The organism is Methyloversatilis universalis FAM5 (assembly GCF_000214035.2).
Lineage (GTDB): Bacteria > Pseudomonadota > Gammaproteobacteria > Burkholderiales > Rhodocyclaceae > Methyloversatilis > Methyloversatilis universalis.
Genome location: NZ_AFHG01000044.1, coordinates 134,792 through 150,424 on the forward strand (window position 1 = coordinate 134,792; position 15,633 = coordinate 150,424).

Sequence of the window (15,633 nt, forward strand, 5' to 3'; positions counted from 1 at the left end):
TCAGCCCTCCTTCTCGCCAGAGGCGAAGGACTTTCGCGCCTCTTCATGCACGACCGACGCGGTTTCCTCGAGCAGTTCGCGAAAACGCGGGCTGGTCAGCACGCTGTAATCCCGCGGATGCGGTATGTCGACCTCGAGCACCTTCTTCGGGCGGCATGGCCGCGTCGTCATGATCACCAGCTTGTGGCCGAGGAAGATCGCCTCTTCCAGGTCGTGGGTAATGAAGAAGATGGTGACCTTGTTCTTGTAGTAGATGTCGAGCAGCGACTCGTGCATCACCGAGCGGGTGAGCGAATCGAGCGCCCGGTAGGGCTCGTCGAACAGCAGCACCTTCGGGTCGTTCATCAGCGCGCGCACGATTTCGACCCGCCGCCGCAGACCCGACGACACCTCGCCCGGGTAGTTATGCTCGGTGCCGCTGAGGCCGGCATCCGCCATCATGCTGCGCGCCTTCTCGATGATTTCCTTCTTGCTCAGCTTGCCCTGCATCATCGGACCGAAAGCGACGTTCTCGAGATTCGTCTTCCAGGGGAACAGCGCGCCGTTCTGGAACACCACGATGCGGTCGGCACCCGGGTCGGCCTTCGGCTTGCCAGGACCGCAGAGCATTTCGCCGTCCATGTAGATGGCGCCCGAAGTGATGTCATGGAAGCCTGCAATCGCGTTCAGCAGCGACGTCTTTCCGCAGCCGGACGGGCCGACGATCATGCAGATCTCGCCTGCCTTGATGTCCAGCGTGCAGTGATCGACAGCCATTACGGCGGCACCTTCCGGGTCGTAGATCTTGACCACGTCGTCGATCCGGATCGCTCCGTAGCGCGCCTCGTTGCCCTGCGTACGTACCTTCTCAAGCACAGCACTCATCATCGACCTCCCAGAGCCATTTCACGCAGACGCCACTGCATCATGTAGTTGCCGGCCACCCGCACCATCGCACTCGTCGTGTAGCCGACGATGCCGAGGGTCACCATGCCGATGATGATGGTGGGGTATCTGACCATCGTGTAGGACGTGTTGATCACGTAGCCCAGTCCGTACTGTCCGGACACCATCTCACCGGCTACCAGCGAGAACCACGCGACACCGACCGAGATCTGCAGCCCGGTAAAGACGTAGGGCATGGATCCGGGCACGATCACTTCCTTGAATACCTGCCAGCGGTTCGCACCAAGACAGGCTGCGGCGCGCGTGTAGGACTCGTCGATCGACTCCACCCCCAGCATCGTGTTGAGTGCGGTCGCAAAGAAGGACGCGAGGAAGGTGAGGAAGATGACCGGCGTCTCGCTGCCGGAGAACATAATGATGGCCAGGGGCACCCAGGCGAGGATCGGTATCGGGCGGAGCAGTTCGAATACCGGGAACACGTATTCGCGGAAACTGCGCGACCAGCCTAGAAACAGACCCAGCGGCACCCCGAGCACCGTCGCCAGCAGGAAGGCGATGGCCACGCGCCGTATGCTTACCCAGATGTGCTGGTAGTACTCGGCCGTGTAGATGGACATGCCATAGACCGGGTCCTCGGCGAACCACTCCTTCACGACGGTGGTCAGGCCGGGCAGATCCTCGAAGCGGGGCAGCTTGAGCACCTCCACGGTCAGGTACCAGAAGCCCAGCATCAGCGCGAAGCCCACCATCATCAGGTAGGGATCGGGGCTCTTCAGCCACGCGCTCGCCCGGTACATGGTCAGGGTCCATGCCGACGCCGTCTGCGGTTCGGCCTCGTTCGAGGCGGGCGTGCGCGTGTCGCCCACCTTGGACAGCGTGGTCGGCACGCGCTCGGATACGGACGGCGGCAGGTAGTACTGCTGGCTGATGAGCTGGGAGAAGCTCTTCAGCGCCGCCTCGCCGAAATTGACGTCCTTGCGCAGAAGTTCAAGCAGGCGAGCGCCGTCGATCTTCAGGACCTCGGCCGCCTCGATGCAGGCGACATCGGCAAGCCGCACCTTCTCGCCCTCGAGTATCGCGGCCCAGCCGAAGACGTCGCCGACCTGCAGCTCCTTCTCATGCACACGCGCCTTGATGTCCGGATCGATCCGGTGCGCAACCCGGCCCGAAACCAGCACGTAGACCTCTTCGGCCGGCTGTCCGGCCCCGTAGATGACCTGCCCCGCCTTGAAGACCTCATGTCTCGAGATCTCGGCAATGCCGTCCAGCGTTTCCGGCGACACCACCTGGAAGGGCAAGGTCCGCTTCAGCAAGCGTTCGACTTGTTCCATGTTCCCTCGCATTCAACGTGTGATGCGTCCGCCCCGTGCGGACGCGCTCAGTTGCCCTTGTAGGCGGATTCGGGCAGCGCCTTGACCGAGCCGATCGGCGAGGTCAGTCCGCGCTCCTTGAGAACAGCCTGGGTGAGCTCGGGCATCACGGCTTCCGGACGAAGCTTGTCGACGTTGATGCTCTTGATGGCGAACAGGAAAGTGGTGGCATCGTTGATGAGTGCCTGCACTTCGGGCGTGATCGTGAAGGGCAGCAGCACCCGCTGATCAACGCCGCCGGCGCTGTCCGGATAGCGCAGGAACATCGAGGACCAGAGCGCACGCTCGGTGAAGCCGGTCGTCTGTTCCATCGCCATGCGGGCGATTTCCTGCGCGTTGGCCGGGTCGGCGAGGAAGAGCTGGGCATCCAGCTCCGCGTTCAGCCAGGCCTTCACGACATCGGGACGGGTACGGATCAGATCTTCCCGCATCGTGAGAAAGCCGCCGTCACTTTCATCCACGGTCGCTCCGGATGCGACGCGCTTCGCCAGCCCTTCCTGCACCAGGCGAGACGCGGTCGGCTCCCACACCACCGCGGCATCCAGCTTGCCGGCACGGAAGCCACTGGTAATGACCTCGATGTTCTGATTGAGATAAGCGCCCGGAGTGATGTTCTCCTTCTTGAAGGTCTCCTGCGCGAAGCGGTCGGTGCAGCTGCCTTTGGGCACCGCCACGTTCTTGCCGTTGAGCCACTTCAGTGCCTCCTTGGAGGATGCGAAGTTCGGTGCGTCCTTGCGTGCGAGAAAGATGTTGCACTGGTCCTTGCCCAGGCCGAGCGCCGCAACGATACGGATGTCGGCGACCTGATGCTTGGTCGTCGATACGATGCCCGGCATGTCCCCGACATAGCCGATGTGCTGCTTGCCCGCCAGCATCGCATTGACCACGACCGCACCCTGAAGGCCGACCGCGAAGTCAACCTTGGAGCCCTTGGGCAGGTACTTCTCGTAGAACTTCTTGCCGCGCATGACGACGCCCGACCACGACTCGGTGTAGTAGGGCTGGTAGCCGACCACCAGCTTCACCGGTTCGCCGACCTTGCCGAAGTTGATGTCGCCGGCCTGCGCAGCGCCGGCTGCCAGCGTACACGCCGCCGCTGCAAGCAGCGTCGACACCATCCTGCATACCCGATTCCTGAGATTACCCATGGCAAACTCTCCTCCTGATTGTTGGTATGGACACCGAAGTCTCCGCACTGCCTCATCACTGCATCTGCCTGCCCTCGCCTCCGTTCCTGCCGGATACATCCGGACCGTTGATACGGTCCTTCGCTCAACTGTTCTGAGGTCCCGTCGTATGGCGCGCGACCAGTGTCGCCAGCCGTCGCATCACCATCAGCCCCGAAGTTGGATCGGCCTCAAGGGCCTCGAGCATGGCTTCGCCGTTCAACCGCAGCAGAACGGAGTCCTCATGGCATACGGCGCGGGCGATTCTGCGCGGATGCTGTTCCAGCAACGCCGCCCAGCCGAACACCTCGCCCTTGCGCAGCATGAAGCCCGCGAGCCGCGTGCGGTCGTCGCGCCCTATCGTGAATTCCACGCGGCCTGACTCGAGCACATAGAGGTCATCGGCCGGGTCATCGACCTCGTAGATCACCGTGCCCGCGGGCAGCTGTTCCCGCCGCGCCAGACCCTCCAGCCGCTCAAGTGACGCCGGAGAGACGTCCTTGAGCATGTCCACCGCCTTCAGCGCGCTCGACTGCACGACGAAGATCTCGCCCTCGCTGACCTCCACCTCGTACTTCTCGAGCGGCGCCTCGGCCAGACCGACTGCATCGCCGGTCCGGATATCCCACTGCCACAGATGCTGGTGACAGGTGAGCAGCTGGCCGTCGAAGTAGCCCTCGTCGAGGCACACGTCCTGGTGCGGACACAGCCCCTGATAGGCATGGAAGCACTCGCCGGCATTCACCACGAGAATCTTCCTGCCCTCGATGTCGTAGCTCTTCATCCCGTTGTCCGGGACGTCCGACGCGCTGCAGATTCGCTGTTTTTGCATGCCCGCGGTCCTAGCTGAATTTGTCGTACCGGATGTTGTCCGCAGTGACGCGCGACAGCAGCAGCATCCGGATGGAGGCATCGACCGCCGGCGGCGGCCCTGCAAGATAGGCAATGACGTTGCCCAGACGCCCGGCCATGTGGCGCTTGGCCACTTCGTGCACGAAGCCGCGATCGAAGCGGATCAGCGGGTAGTCATTGACCAGGGCGGACGGAGGCTCCTCATCGCTCAACGCGACAGTGACGGTGAGCCCTTGACCGCAGGCACGACGCAGACGCGTGAACTCTTCGAGAAAGTACACATCGCGTGCGGTACGGACGCCGAAGAACACGTCGCCGGAATGCCGGCTGAAGTAGTCGTCCTGTTCGGCCCGGGAAAGAATGGACATGACACCGGCGATGCCACTGCCGCCCGCGATGCACAACAGATCGCGTCCGAGGCTGGGGTAGAAGGTTGCATGCCCCAGCGGTCCGAACAGCGAAACACGGGTGCCGAAGCGCGACGTGCCGGAGAACAGCCAGTCCGACAGCACGCCGTCCGGTTTGCGCCGGACGACGAAGCGCAGCCTGCGCGCATGGCGGTCGAAGTTCACCATCGACCACCCGCGCATGCCCTCGACCTCGTCGACACCGAGCAGTACGAACTGTCCGGCGTCGAACTCCATCGGTGCATCGGTATCGACATCGATCAGCATCACGTCGTGCGTGAGCATCTCTGTCGAGGCGATCCGCCCGGCACCCGCGCAGGGCACGCAGGAGCCGGTATCCATCATCTGCACGTAGGCGGGCACCTCGGCCACGACATCGGTCCGGGCCACGCACTGACACATCAGGAACTCGTCGGCCGACTTCAGGCTCTTGCGTCCGGGTGCATCAGGCCAGGCGTCGTCGATCTCGCCCGACACCCGCTTCGCCTTGCAGGTCCCACAGGTTCCACTGGCACATTCATAGGGAAGCGCGATGCCCCGCGCCAGACCGCTGTGCAGAATCTTCTCGCCCGGTGAGGCTTCGAACAGATGCGTGCGGTTTCGAGCGTTGACCTGGATTTTCATGTCGTGTCCCCGGCCGAGGTCAGAACGGAATGTGGTAGCCGTAGCCGAGCAGCCGCGTATCGAGGCGAACGTTCCGACTGCGCAACGCCGGACCACCCTGGCCGAACGCCACCTTGTCGTACAGTTTTCCCACCGCGAACAGCTCGGTCTCGCCACCGTCCAGGGTGGTGCGGAACACCTGGATGGTGCTGGTGACCTCGGCCTCCTCGGCCGCATCGTCGATGTCGACTAGGCAGACATTGATGTGACGGCTGATCGGCGACTTGTCGCTGTTGTGCCGGTGCAGGTTGTCGAACAGCGACTTCATTCCGGCCTTGTCATGCTCCAGCCACGTCATGTCCTTGCGGATCTCGGGGCTGTATGTCGTGATCCGGTACTGGTACTCCGGCGCACACAGGTCGAGATAGCCCTTGAAGTCGCACCGGTCCATGATCAGACCGGATCGGTGGATGAGTTCGGTAATGGCGGTTCTGGTGTCCACGCTTGCCCTCTCGTTTCGGTTCGGTTGATCTGGAGTCACTTCGCCACGGCGGCCTGCTCGCCGTACGGGTCGTAAGCCTTGCGTCCCATGCGGCGACTCCACTCGGCGTAGAAGTGGCGCATCCCGCCTTCGTCGTGGATGGTCATGTTCTCTTCACGCCCGTGAATCACCCACTTGCTGTCGGTGCGCTCGCGCATCGCCAGTCCCTGGCCATGCACGCCCAGCAGATCCTCGTGCAGGTTGCGGCCGAACGGTCCCCAGATCATGTTGTGGTCACGGATGCGCTCGGCGCGTTCCTCCGGCGTATCGCGCTTCAGGCCCAGGCCGCGGAACTCGATCAGCAGCTTGTTCGGACCGAGCGGAATCGCGGTATCCATGCGCAGCACCGAGGTGCGCAGGTTGTAGGTCATGCCGGGGAAGATATCGATGAGCACCCAGCCACCCGGCGCCAGACCGGGCCAGCCCACACCGCGGGCCTTGCTGCCCTCGTAGGCGTCGTACTTGATCGCCATCGAGCCCACCGACGCGTGTCCGTTCGGATAGCCGGTGTACTTCCGGTCGAAGTAGCCCGGCTGGATCATGCCGGTGATGCGATTGAAGTAGTGCATGTAGTCGTGATAGAACTCGCTGTTCGTGTCGTGCCACAGCTTGTAGTTCGTGTTCACGATGGCCTTGTGGTAATGGAACACCTCGAGCGGCTCGTTCAGATGCTCATCGAGCATGCCCATCGCCTCGCCGATGTACTCCTTGAGGGTGCAGCTGTCGTCATCGACATTCACCCACACGAAGCCGCCAAAGCCCAGTTCGGTCTTCACCTCGCGCAGGCCGGCATCCTTGCAGCCGAAGCGGTCCTGATAGCCCTCCTTGCCGCGTGAGATGTCGATGCAGTCGCCCGTCGCGTTGAACGACCAGGCGTGAAAGATGCAGGTGATGCGCTTGGCGTTTCCGACCGGCTCGTAGAGCAGCGTGTTGCCGCGATGCGGACAGATGTTGTAGAAGGTCCGCACCTGCATGTCTTCACCCCGGATCACGATGAGCGGCGGCCCGCCCGGATGGCTGAAGGTGCGGTAGTCGTAGGCGTTCGGAATCTCCGACTCGTGGCAGGCAATGATCCAGCACTTGTTGAAGATCTTGCGCTGCTCGTCGAGAAAGATGTCCTCTTCGGTGTAGATGCGCGTATCGACATAGTGAGATTCAGGGAAGCTCGGCGTCTGCTTCCACTCCACTGCGTTGCGAGACATGTGAGGTCCTTTCCGGTACGTAGCGAGGTGATGTCGTACTGCTGCTCGGATCGACGATCGTGCGTCGATAACCCGACTTAGCAGAAGCCGTGCCGGCCCCGGAAAACCGACCGGACCGATACGCCGGAACCGTTGCTGCACAAGCGTTTCGAACGCACCGTCCATTTCCGCGACGACGACCTTGCCGCAAGGCTCCCTCTGCGGCGATCAGTCGCCCGGTTTCCTCAGGAAACACCGCAGCGTTTCCTGAGGAAACACCGTCTCCCTGGCGACTCACTCCGGCCTACGGCATCACCTCGACAGCCCGGGCGGCCCCTCCCCGCAATGCCTTCCGCACGGCCTTGATACCTCGCAGGTTGCGCCCCTGCAGTGCATGCGCGCTCGCGCCGTGGCACTGAACTTGCGTAAGGGGTCGGCCATGCGCTTGACCACTGCATCGCACTCCAGAACCCCCTTGTCCGGTCAGAGCGCACCTTCAACACGAAAGCCTGACGCTTGAACCCACTGTCCAATCGCGTAAACAGAACAGGTCTGTCATTGCTGCCGATGCGACGCTGGTGGCCGATGGTCAATCGCGCATCACTGCGCAGCGACGCCATGGCAGGTCTGAGCGGAACCATCATCCTGCTGCCCCAGGCGGTGGCCTACGCACACATCGCCGGCATGCCTCCGGAGTACGGTCTCTACGCCGCCATCATTCCGGTCATCTTCGCGGCACTGTTCGGTTCATCCCGGCATCTGGTGTCCGGTCCGACCGCAGCGCTCTCCATCGTCGTGTTCTCGACCATCAGTCCGCTGGCCGAGCCCGGCAGCACGGCCTACATCGCCTACGTGCTGACGCTCACCTTCATGGTCGGCCTGATGCAGCTCGCACTCGCCTTCGCGCGCATGGGCATGCTGGTCAATTTCATTTCGCACAGCGTCGTCATCGGCTTCACCGCAGGCGCGGCCGTCCTGATCGCGGTGAGTCAGCTGAAGAATTTCTTCGGCCTGCACTACGGTTCAGGCGGTGAATTCTTCGGCACGCTGTCCCGCTTTGCGGCCGCCGCCGGGGACATCAACTGGCAGGTGGCGGGGGTGGGTGCGGTCACGCTCGTGGCGGGGATACTCACCAAACGTCACGTGCGCCGCGTGCCCTACATGATCGTGGCCATGGTGGTCGGCAGCGTCTACGCGCTCGCCGTGAAAGCGATGGTGGGCCACGATGCGGGCATCGAGACCGTGTCCGAGATTCCACGCAGCCTGCCGCCGCTGTCGGCACCGATGCTGTCCATGGAGGTGCTGCACCAGCTCGGCGCGATCGCGCTCGCCGTCACCCTGCTGTCGCTGACCGAGGCGCTGTCGATCGCGCGTGCCGTAGGCGCGAAATCCGGCCAGCACATCGACGGCAACCAGGAGTTCTTCGGTCAGGGCCTGGCCAATCTGGCCGGCAGCTTCTTCTCCGGCTACGTGTCGAGCGGATCGTTCACGCGCAGCGGCATCAACTACGAGGCGGGCGCGGTCACCCCGCTGTCGTCGGTCTTCTCGGCCTGCTTCCTGGTTCTGACCCTGCTGTTCTTCGTGCCGCTCGCGCGCTATCTGCCGATCGCCTCGATGGCCGCCATCCTGTTCATGGTCGCCTATGCCCTGATCGACGTGAAACACATCTGCGCGGTCATGCGCACCAGCCGACGCGAGTCTGCGGTGCTGTTCGCGACGCTCGCATCCACGCTGGTGTTCCAGCTCGAATTCGCGATCTACGCCGGCGTCATTCTGTCCCTGGTTCTCTATCTGGAGCGCACCGCGCGACCGGGCATACGTGCCGCCGTCCCGGCGCCCGGCGAGGGACAGTACCACTTCGTGCCGCAGCGCGACGAACCCGACTGCCCCCAGCTGAAGATGGAGTTCATCGACGGAGAGCTGTACTTCGGCGCGATCGATCACGTGAAGCGTCACCTGCACCAGCTCGAGGAAGTTCATCCGGAGCAGAAGCATCTGCTCATCCTCGCGCCCGGCATCAACTTCATCGATGCATCCGGTGCGGACCTGCTTGCCGAAGAGGCACGGCGACGGCGCGCGCGCGGTGGAGGTCTGTACTTCCATCGGCTGAACGAGCAGGCGCGCAGCACGCTCGAGCGCGGCGGCCAGCTCGGGGACATCGGACAGAACAGCCTGTTCGCGATCGGCGACGACGTGATCGGCACGCTGTATCCGCGCTTCGATCCGAAGGTCTGCGCGAACTGCTCCAGCCGCATCTTCAGGCAATGCAGGGAGAGGCTGCCGGATGGCAGCCCCCGCTGATCATCTGCACCCGTCGCAAACGTCAATCACCACCATGGAGTCATCGATGAGCACAGTCCGTCTGTCGAACCCGCACGCCGAGCCGGTGGAGGAACTGGATGTCAAGAAGACCACCTGCTACATGTGCGCCTGCCGCTGCGGCATCCGCGTCCATCTGCGCAACGGCGAGGTGCGCTACATCGATGGCAATCCGGACCACCCGCTGAACCAGGGCGTCATCTGTGCCAAGGGCGCGTCCGGCATCATGAAGCAGCAGTCGCCGGCGCGATTGACCCAGCCTCTGATCCGCAGACCGGGTACCGAGCGCGGTGCCGGCGAGTTCGACGAAATCAGCTGGGAAGAGGTGTTCGCGCTGCTTGCCGAGCGCCTGAAGAAACTGCGCGAAACCGATCCGAAGAAGTTCGCGCTGTTCACCGGCCGCGACCAGATGCAGGCGCTCACCGGCATGTTCGCCAAGCAGTTCGGCACGCCGAACTACGCGGCGCACGGCGGCTTCTGCTCGGTCAATATGGCGGCCGGCATGATCTACACCATCGGCGGCTCCTTCTGGGAATTCGGCGGCCCCGACCTCGAGCGTTCGAAGCTGTTCATCATGATCGGCACGGCGGAGGACCACCACTCCAATCCGATGAAGGTGGCGCTGTCGAAGTTCAAGCGCAACGGCGGCCGCTTCGTGTCCATCAATCCGGTGCGCACCGGCTATTCGGCGATTGCCGACGAGTGGGTGCCGATCAAGCCGGGCACCGACGGCGCCCTGCTGCTGGCGCTGTGTCACGAAATCATCGCCAAGGGGCTGTACGACCGGGAGTTCCTCGCCCGCTACACCAACGCGGGTCAGCTGGTGATCCAGGATCCGGACGCCGACGAATTCGGCCTGTTCGCGATGGACCCGGAGGGCGATCCGGTGAACCCGGACTACCCGCACAACAAGTACTGGTGGGACCGCCTGACAGACAAGCTGGTCCCGACCCACACGCCCGGCGCCGACCCTCGGCTGCGCGGCAGCTACGCGCTGCCAGACGGCACACCGGTGAAGCCGGCATTCCAGCTGCTGCTCGACCGCCTCAAGAGCTATACGCCGGAATGGGCGGAAGGCATCTGCGGCGTTCCGGCGGACACCATCCGCCGGCTGGCGCATGAAATGGGCGTGACGGCCCGTGACCAGAAAATCCACCTGCCGATCTCATGGACCGACTCCTGGGGCGTCGAGCACGACCACGTGACCGGCAACCCGGTGTCCTTCCACGCGATGCGCGGACTGGCCGCTCATTCGAACGGCTTCCACACGATACGTGCGCTGGCCATCCTGATGTCGCTGCTGGGCACCATCGATCGCCCGGGCGGCTTCCGCCACAAGGCGCCCTTCCCGCGCGCCATACCACCGATCGCCAAGCCGCCGCGCGGTCCGCACGCGGTCAAGCCCAACAGTCCGCTCGACGGCATGCCGCTGGGCTTCCCGGCCGATCCGGCGGATCTGTGCGTGGATGACGACGGGCGCCCGGTACGCATCGACAAGGGCTTCTCGTGGGAGTACCCGCTGTCGGCGCACGGCCTGATGCACAACGTGATCACCAACGCCTGGCGCGGCGACCCGTATCCGATCGACACCCTGCTCATCTTCATGGCGAACATGGCGTGGAACTCGACCATGAACACCAGCGAAGTACGCCAGATGCTGAACGACAAGGGCGAGGACGGCGAATACCGCATTCCCTTCATCGTGGTCTGCGACGCCTTCCAGTCGGAGATGACAGGCTTCGCCGACCTCATCCTGCCCGACACCACCTATCTGGAACGGCACGACGTGATGTCGATACTCGACCGGCCGATCTCCGAGTTCGACGGCCCGGTCGACTCGGTGCGCATTCCGGTGGTCGAGCCCAAGGGCCAGTGCAAGCCCTTCCAGGAAGTGCTGATCGAACTCGGCAGCCGGCTCGGCCTGCCGGCCTTCGTGCGGCCGGATGGCACGCGCAAGTTCCGCGACTACCCGGACTTCATCGTGAACTACGAAACCGAACCGGGATCGGGCATCGGCTTCCTTGCCGGCTGGCGCGGCGTGGACGGTCAGAAGGCCATACGCGGGGAGCCCAATCCGAAGCAGTGGGAAATGTACGCGAAGAACAACTGTGTCTTCCATTACGTGCTGCCCGCGTCCTACCAGTACATGCGCAACTGGAACAAGGGCTATATGGAATGGGCGCAGCGGGTGCGCATGCGGCGCGACGCGGATCCGATCCTGATCCACCTGTACTCCGACGTGATGCAGCGCTTCCGGCTGGCCGCGCAGGGGAAGCGGCCGGGTCGCCGGCCGCCGCCCGAACTGCGCGAACGCGTCGAGAAGTACTTCGACCCGCTGCCCTTCTACTACCCGCCGCTGGAATCGCAGAGCACCGACACCACGCGCTATCCGCTGAACGCGGTGACGCAGCGGCCGATGGCGATGTACCACTCGTGGGATTCGCAGAACGCCTGGCTGCGGCAGATCCACGCACACAACTATCTGCACGTGAATCCGGCCACCGCGCGTGCCGCCGGCATCGGCGACGGTGACTGGATGTGGGCGGAATCGCCCTGGGGCAAGGTGCGCTGCATGTGCCGCTACAGCGAGGCGGTCGAGGCGGGCACCGTGTGGACGTGGAATGCGATCGGCAAGGCGAGCAATGCGTGGAACCTCGGACCCATGGCCAACGAGGCACGCAAGGGCTTCCTGCTGAATCACCTGATATCGGAAGAACTGCCGATGCAGGGCAGCGCGCGGCGCATGTCGAATTCCGATCCGGTGACCGGGCAGGCGGCCTGGTACGACGTGCGTGTGCGCATCTATCGCGCCGGCGACGACGAACCGAAGGAGAGCTGGCCGCAGTTCGAGCCGATGAAAACCTTGCCTGGCGTGACGAAGACACGCCCGGGTGTCCTGAAGTACTTCGTCGGCAACTGGAAGAAGCGCTCATGAACCGCCGTCGCCATCGTCCGATTCACCCCTTCGCCCGCGAATGCGGACTGCGTGCAGGAGACATGCAATGACCCAGCTGGCACTCGTGATCGACCTCAACGTCTGCGTGGGCTGTCAGGCCTGCGTGACGAGCTGCAAGTCGTGGAACACATCGGGAACGGCCGGTTCGCTGGCCGACCTCAATCCCTACGATGAAGACCCGACGGGCACCTTCTTCAACCGGGTGCAGACCTTCGAGGTGGGCAGTTATCCGAACACCGAAACCGTGCACTTCCCGAAGTCGTGCCTGCACTGCGAGGACCCTCCCTGTGTTCCGGTCTGCCCGACCGGCGCCAGCTACAAGCGGGCCGAGGACGGCATCGTGCTGGTCGACTACGACAAGTGCATCGGGTGCAAGTACTGCTCCTGGGCCTGTCCCTACGGTGTCCGCGAACTTGATCCGGAACGCAAGGAGATGACCAAGTGCACGCTGTGCGTGGACCGCATCTACAACGAAGCGCTGCCCGAACGCGATCGCAAGCCGGCCTGCGTGCTCGCCTGCCCGACCAGCGCTCGCATCTTCGGCGACGTGCACGACCCCGACTCCGTGGCGTCGAAGGCGATACGCGAGCGCGGCGGCTACCAGCTGATGCCGGAATGGGGCACCGAGCCGTCCAACCATTATCTGCCGCGCCGCAAGACTGAAATGACCATACGGCCCGACGAGATTGTCCGCACCGACAATCCGCTGAAAGTGGACGGCCTCAAGCCCATGCCGGATGCCAGCACGCCGGCGCTGGACGACGCCGCCAGCTGGTGACTCCCACTCCATCCACCGACAGGACGACACGATGAATCCCGCCTTCTCCGTCATTCTGCTTACGACGCTCACCGGCGCCGGTCAGGGCCTCTTCCTCGCACTTTTCGGAAGTGAGCTCGCGCATGCGCTCAAACTTTCGGCCCCGATGCCGGGTCACGACTTCTATGTCCTCGGCGCACTCATCAGCCTTGCGCTGTCGGGCGCCGGACTGGTCGCGTCGTTCTTTCACCTCGGCCGACCCGAGCGGGCCTGGCGCAGTGCCGCGATGTGGCGCACCTCCTGGCTTTCGCGAGAGGTCATCGTACTGCCGGCCTTCATGGCGACCACCGCGCTGTACGCGCTCAGTCACGCCATGAGCTGGCCGATCACCCTCGCGACCGGCGCGATCGGCGCCGCACTGGCGCTGGCGCTGTTCGTATGTACCGGAATGATCTATGCGTGCCTGAAGTTCCTGCAGGAGTGGGCCAGTCCGCTTACCGTGATCAACTATCTGGTGCTGGGCTGCGCCTCAGGCCTGACGCTGGCCAGCGCCTACGCCGCGCTCAGCGCCGCCGAACTGATGACGATGATGACATCGCTTGCCATCGCCCTGACGGTGCTCGGCCTGGCCACGCGCAGCGCCTCGCTGCTGCGCAATGCGCGACTGCGTCCCCGCTCGTCACTGCAGACCGCGATCGGCGTCCATCACCCGCGCATCGCGCAGCGGTCTCAGGGCCTGATGGGCGGCTCCTTCAACACCCGTGAGTTCTTCCACCACCGCACGCTGCAGTTCCTGCGCTCGGTGAAATGGACCTTCCTGCTGCTCGCCTTCGTGCTGCCGGTACTGCTGCTCGCGGCAGGTGCCATGACCGCCTCGCCCCCCCTGCTATGGCTGGCCTTCGCAGTCCAGTACGTCGGCCTGCTGGCTGAACGCTGGTACTTCTTCGCGCAGGCCAATCACCCGCAGAACCTCTACTACCAGACCATCTCCTGACGACGGATGGCGGGCTGCGGCCCGCCATCGCCCCCTCCGCGCGCGCCGTTTCCGCCCTTCTCCTTCCGCCCTCCTTCCGCCGGCCCGCCCGGCAGAACACGGCGCCTGCACGAACGCCCCCTCACCGGTCACCGGGATGCCGTCTGCCTGGCCGCTGCGCCCCCCCGCGTTGCGGCGAGCGATTGCTCCGGTCAGTCCGGTCATGAGGAGGACGTCTTTCCGGGCCGCTTCACGGCGCGATCACGGACTTTCGGCGGGGGAACGAAAGTTGGCCACGGATGCGGCGGACCTGTCCCGGCCGGGCATGCGTGACGCGGACGCGCAATACAGGCGTCTAGAATCCGCCGGTCGCCTTGACCAGCAGGCCGCCTCCGACGGCGAGACAGAGCACGCCGACCCAGAAGCGCAGACGCTGCGCATTGATGGCGTGGACGATGCGCGCGCCGATCATGACACCGGCCAGCTCGAACAGCACCAGGGCGCCGGCCAGGCGGAAATCGATGACGCCGAAGCGCAGGTTGCCGAGCGTGCCCGATGCGCCGGCCAGTATCTGTATCACCTGGCTGGTGCCTATCGTGGTCAGCGGCTGGAAGCCGGCGAGCACCATCATGGGCACCGAAAGCGCCGGCCCACCGACACCGGTCAGCCCCGAGCCGAAACCGGCCACGCCGCCGAGGCCGAAAAGCAGGGCCCGCTGGAGGCGCGGATGCTCATCCAGCACCGGACGTCGTGGCCGCCCGCGCGTGGCCAGCGTGTAGATGCCGGCCAGGCAGACCACCAGGGCGAGCAGGATCATCAACAGCGATGCATTGAGCAGCGCATTCACCCAGGCGCCTGCAAACCCGCTGATCAGCGCGCCCGCGCATACCGGTATCGTGATGCGCAGGTCGATGCTGCCGTGACGCATGAAGGCGATGGTGCCGACAATGCCGGTGAACACGAAGGTGAACAGGGCGGTGGCCATCGCCGACTGTATGCTCAGCCCACCGATCAGGTTCAGCGCCGGAATGAGCAGGATGCCGCCCACGCCTACAGCACCGATCAGCGTACCGACCACGAGTGCGATCAGCATCAGCAAGGCCATGAGCATCTCCCGATGCGAGCTTCTGCGCCGCGCGGGCGTTCAGCCCGCGGCGAACGACGTGAAGGTGCCGGTGATCAGGAGATTGAGCTGTTTCATGATGCGGTAGCCCATCGTGTGGTCCGCATCCATCAGTGTCAGCAGGCGGGCGCCGTCTATCGCCAGTACGCGACAGTCGGTCGCGCACGACGCGGTAGCGATACGCCCCTGCGCCTCCGGTACCAGTGCCGCCCAGCCGAAAACCTGTCCGCGCTCGAGCACATCGCCGGCCGAGGTATTCCTGCCCCCCACGCCGATCGCGAACCTGACCTTTCCATCCAGCAGCACGTACAGCGATTTCACCGGATCACCGATGTTGTAGATCCGGCTGTGCTGCGCCCAGTCCTCAGGACGCGAAATGAGCGTGATGGCGTGCAGTTGCGCATCGCTCAACCCGGCAAAGAACGGCGCCTGCCTGAGAACACTGAAAGGCGTATGCAGCGGACTCGTCACTCCGGTCATGCCAACCTCTCGTTCAACCT

Annotated in this window: 13 protein-coding genes; 4 read left to right on the forward strand and 9 right to left on the reverse strand. The window is 64.2% G+C overall.

What is annotated here, in order from left to right:
* From METUNV1_RS08790 to METUNV1_RS08820, 7 genes are all read right to left on the reverse strand, one after another.
* The gene (locus METUNV1_RS08790; protein ID WP_020164173.1) at nucleotides 1–864 is read right to left on the reverse strand and encodes an ABC transporter ATP-binding protein; all 864 of its coding nucleotides are present in this window, start codon (nucleotides 862–864) and stop codon (nucleotides 1–3) included.
* Nucleotides 864–2,216, reverse strand: a complete 1,353-nt coding sequence (locus METUNV1_RS08795; protein ID WP_008060906.1) for an ABC transporter permease subunit — start codon at nucleotides 2,214–2,216, stop codon at nucleotides 864–866. Before METUNV1_RS08795 ends, METUNV1_RS08790 begins: the two co-directional genes overlap by 1 nt.
* Before the next feature lie 47 nt (nucleotides 2,217–2,263).
* On the reverse strand, nucleotides 2,264–3,403 hold the full coding sequence (locus METUNV1_RS08800) for an ABC transporter substrate-binding protein (RefSeq protein WP_008060907.1): 1,140 nt from the start codon (nucleotides 3,401–3,403) through the stop codon (nucleotides 2,264–2,266).
* A 124-nt stretch (nucleotides 3,404–3,527) separates the two neighbouring features.
* The gene (locus METUNV1_RS08805) at nucleotides 3,528–4,253 is read right to left on the reverse strand and encodes a cyclic nucleotide-binding domain-containing protein (protein ID WP_081471347.1); all 726 of its coding nucleotides are present in this window, start codon (nucleotides 4,251–4,253) and stop codon (nucleotides 3,528–3,530) included.
* Nucleotides 4,254–4,263: 10 nt separating this feature from the next.
* Complete coding sequence (locus METUNV1_RS08810) at nucleotides 4,264–5,304, reverse strand: 2Fe-2S iron-sulfur cluster-binding protein (protein WP_008060924.1); 1,041 nt, start codon at nucleotides 5,302–5,304, stop codon at nucleotides 4,264–4,266.
* Between the two features lie 19 nt (nucleotides 5,305–5,323).
* Nucleotides 5,324–5,785 (reverse strand): nuclear transport factor 2 family protein, encoded by a 462-nt coding sequence (locus METUNV1_RS08815; protein WP_008060925.1) that lies wholly within the window; start codon nucleotides 5,783–5,785, stop codon nucleotides 5,324–5,326.
* Nucleotides 5,786–5,820: 35 nt separating this feature from the next.
* Nucleotides 5,821–7,026 (reverse strand): aromatic ring-hydroxylating oxygenase subunit alpha, encoded by a 1,206-nt coding sequence (locus METUNV1_RS08820; RefSeq protein WP_008060926.1) that lies wholly within the window; start codon nucleotides 7,024–7,026, stop codon nucleotides 5,821–5,823.
* Between the two features lie 564 nt (nucleotides 7,027–7,590).
* On the opposite strand from METUNV1_RS08820, the gene METUNV1_RS08825 reads away from it, so the two are divergent.
* The 4 genes from METUNV1_RS08825 (at nucleotide 7,591) to METUNV1_RS08840 (ending at nucleotide 14,031) form a co-directional block, all read left to right on the forward strand.
* On the forward strand, nucleotides 7,591–9,306 hold the full coding sequence (locus tag METUNV1_RS08825) for a SulP family inorganic anion transporter (RefSeq protein ID WP_008060927.1): 1,716 nt from the start codon (nucleotides 7,591–7,593) through the stop codon (nucleotides 9,304–9,306).
* 46 nt (nucleotides 9,307–9,352) lie between these two features.
* On the forward strand, nucleotides 9,353–12,259 hold the full coding sequence (locus tag METUNV1_RS08830) for a molybdopterin oxidoreductase family protein (RefSeq protein ID WP_008060928.1): 2,907 nt from the start codon (nucleotides 9,353–9,355) through the stop codon (nucleotides 12,257–12,259).
* A gap of 67 nt (nucleotides 12,260–12,326) precedes the next feature.
* Nucleotides 12,327–13,058: a 4Fe-4S dicluster domain-containing protein gene (locus tag METUNV1_RS08835; protein WP_008060929.1), complete on the forward strand. Its 732-nt coding sequence runs from the start codon at nucleotides 12,327–12,329 to the stop codon at nucleotides 13,056–13,058.
* 31 nt (nucleotides 13,059–13,089) lie between these two features.
* Nucleotides 13,090–14,031, forward strand: a complete 942-nt coding sequence (locus METUNV1_RS08840; protein WP_008060931.1) for a dimethyl sulfoxide reductase anchor subunit family protein — start codon at nucleotides 13,090–13,092, stop codon at nucleotides 14,029–14,031.
* 334 nt (nucleotides 14,032–14,365) lie between these two features.
* Here METUNV1_RS08840 and METUNV1_RS08845 read toward each other — a convergent pair whose 3' ends face one another.
* A complete protein-coding gene (locus METUNV1_RS08845) occupies nucleotides 14,366–15,115 on the reverse strand; it encodes a sulfite exporter TauE/SafE family protein (RefSeq protein WP_008060933.1) in 750 nt (249 codons plus the stop codon).
* Between the two features lie 39 nt (nucleotides 15,116–15,154).
* Nucleotides 15,155–15,613, reverse strand: a complete 459-nt coding sequence (locus tag METUNV1_RS08850) for a Crp/Fnr family transcriptional regulator (protein ID WP_008060936.1) — start codon at nucleotides 15,611–15,613, stop codon at nucleotides 15,155–15,157.
* Nucleotides 15,614–15,633 lie beyond the last annotated feature (20 nt).

Bases quoted from the DNA above. Each gene is read 5' to 3' on its own strand.
- METUNV1_RS08790 (WP_020164173.1), bottom strand. From the start codon at position 864: ATGAGTGCTGTGCTTGAGAAGGTACGTACGCAGGGCAACGAGGCGCGC.
- METUNV1_RS08795 (WP_008060906.1), bottom strand. From the start codon at position 2,216: ATGGAACAAGTCGAACGCTTGCTGAAGCGGACCTTGCCCTTCCAGGTG.
- METUNV1_RS08800 (WP_008060907.1), bottom strand. From the start codon at position 3,403: ATGGGTAATCTCAGGAATCGGGTATGCAGGATGGTGTCGACGCTGCTT.
- METUNV1_RS08805 (WP_081471347.1), bottom strand. From the start codon at position 4,253: ATGCAAAAACAGCGAATCTGCAGCGCGTCGGACGTCCCGGACAACGGG.
- METUNV1_RS08810 (WP_008060924.1), bottom strand. From the start codon at position 5,304: ATGAAAATCCAGGTCAACGCTCGAAACCGCACGCATCTGTTCGAAGCC.
- METUNV1_RS08820 (WP_008060926.1), bottom strand. From the start codon at position 7,026: ATGTCTCGCAACGCAGTGGAGTGGAAGCAGACGCCGAGCTTCCCTGAA.
- METUNV1_RS08825 (WP_008060927.1), top strand. From the start codon at position 7,591: ATGGTCAATCGCGCATCACTGCGCAGCGACGCCATGGCAGGTCTGAGC.
- METUNV1_RS08830 (WP_008060928.1), top strand. From the start codon at position 9,353: ATGAGCACAGTCCGTCTGTCGAACCCGCACGCCGAGCCGGTGGAGGAA.
- METUNV1_RS08835 (WP_008060929.1), top strand. From the start codon at position 12,327: ATGACCCAGCTGGCACTCGTGATCGACCTCAACGTCTGCGTGGGCTGT.
- METUNV1_RS08840 (WP_008060931.1), top strand. From the start codon at position 13,090: ATGAATCCCGCCTTCTCCGTCATTCTGCTTACGACGCTCACCGGCGCC.
- METUNV1_RS08845 (WP_008060933.1), bottom strand. From the start codon at position 15,115: ATGGCCTTGCTGATGCTGATCGCACTCGTGGTCGGTACGCTGATCGGT.
- METUNV1_RS08850 (WP_008060936.1), bottom strand. From the start codon at position 15,613: ATGACCGGAGTGACGAGTCCGCTGCATACGCCTTTCAGTGTTCTCAGG.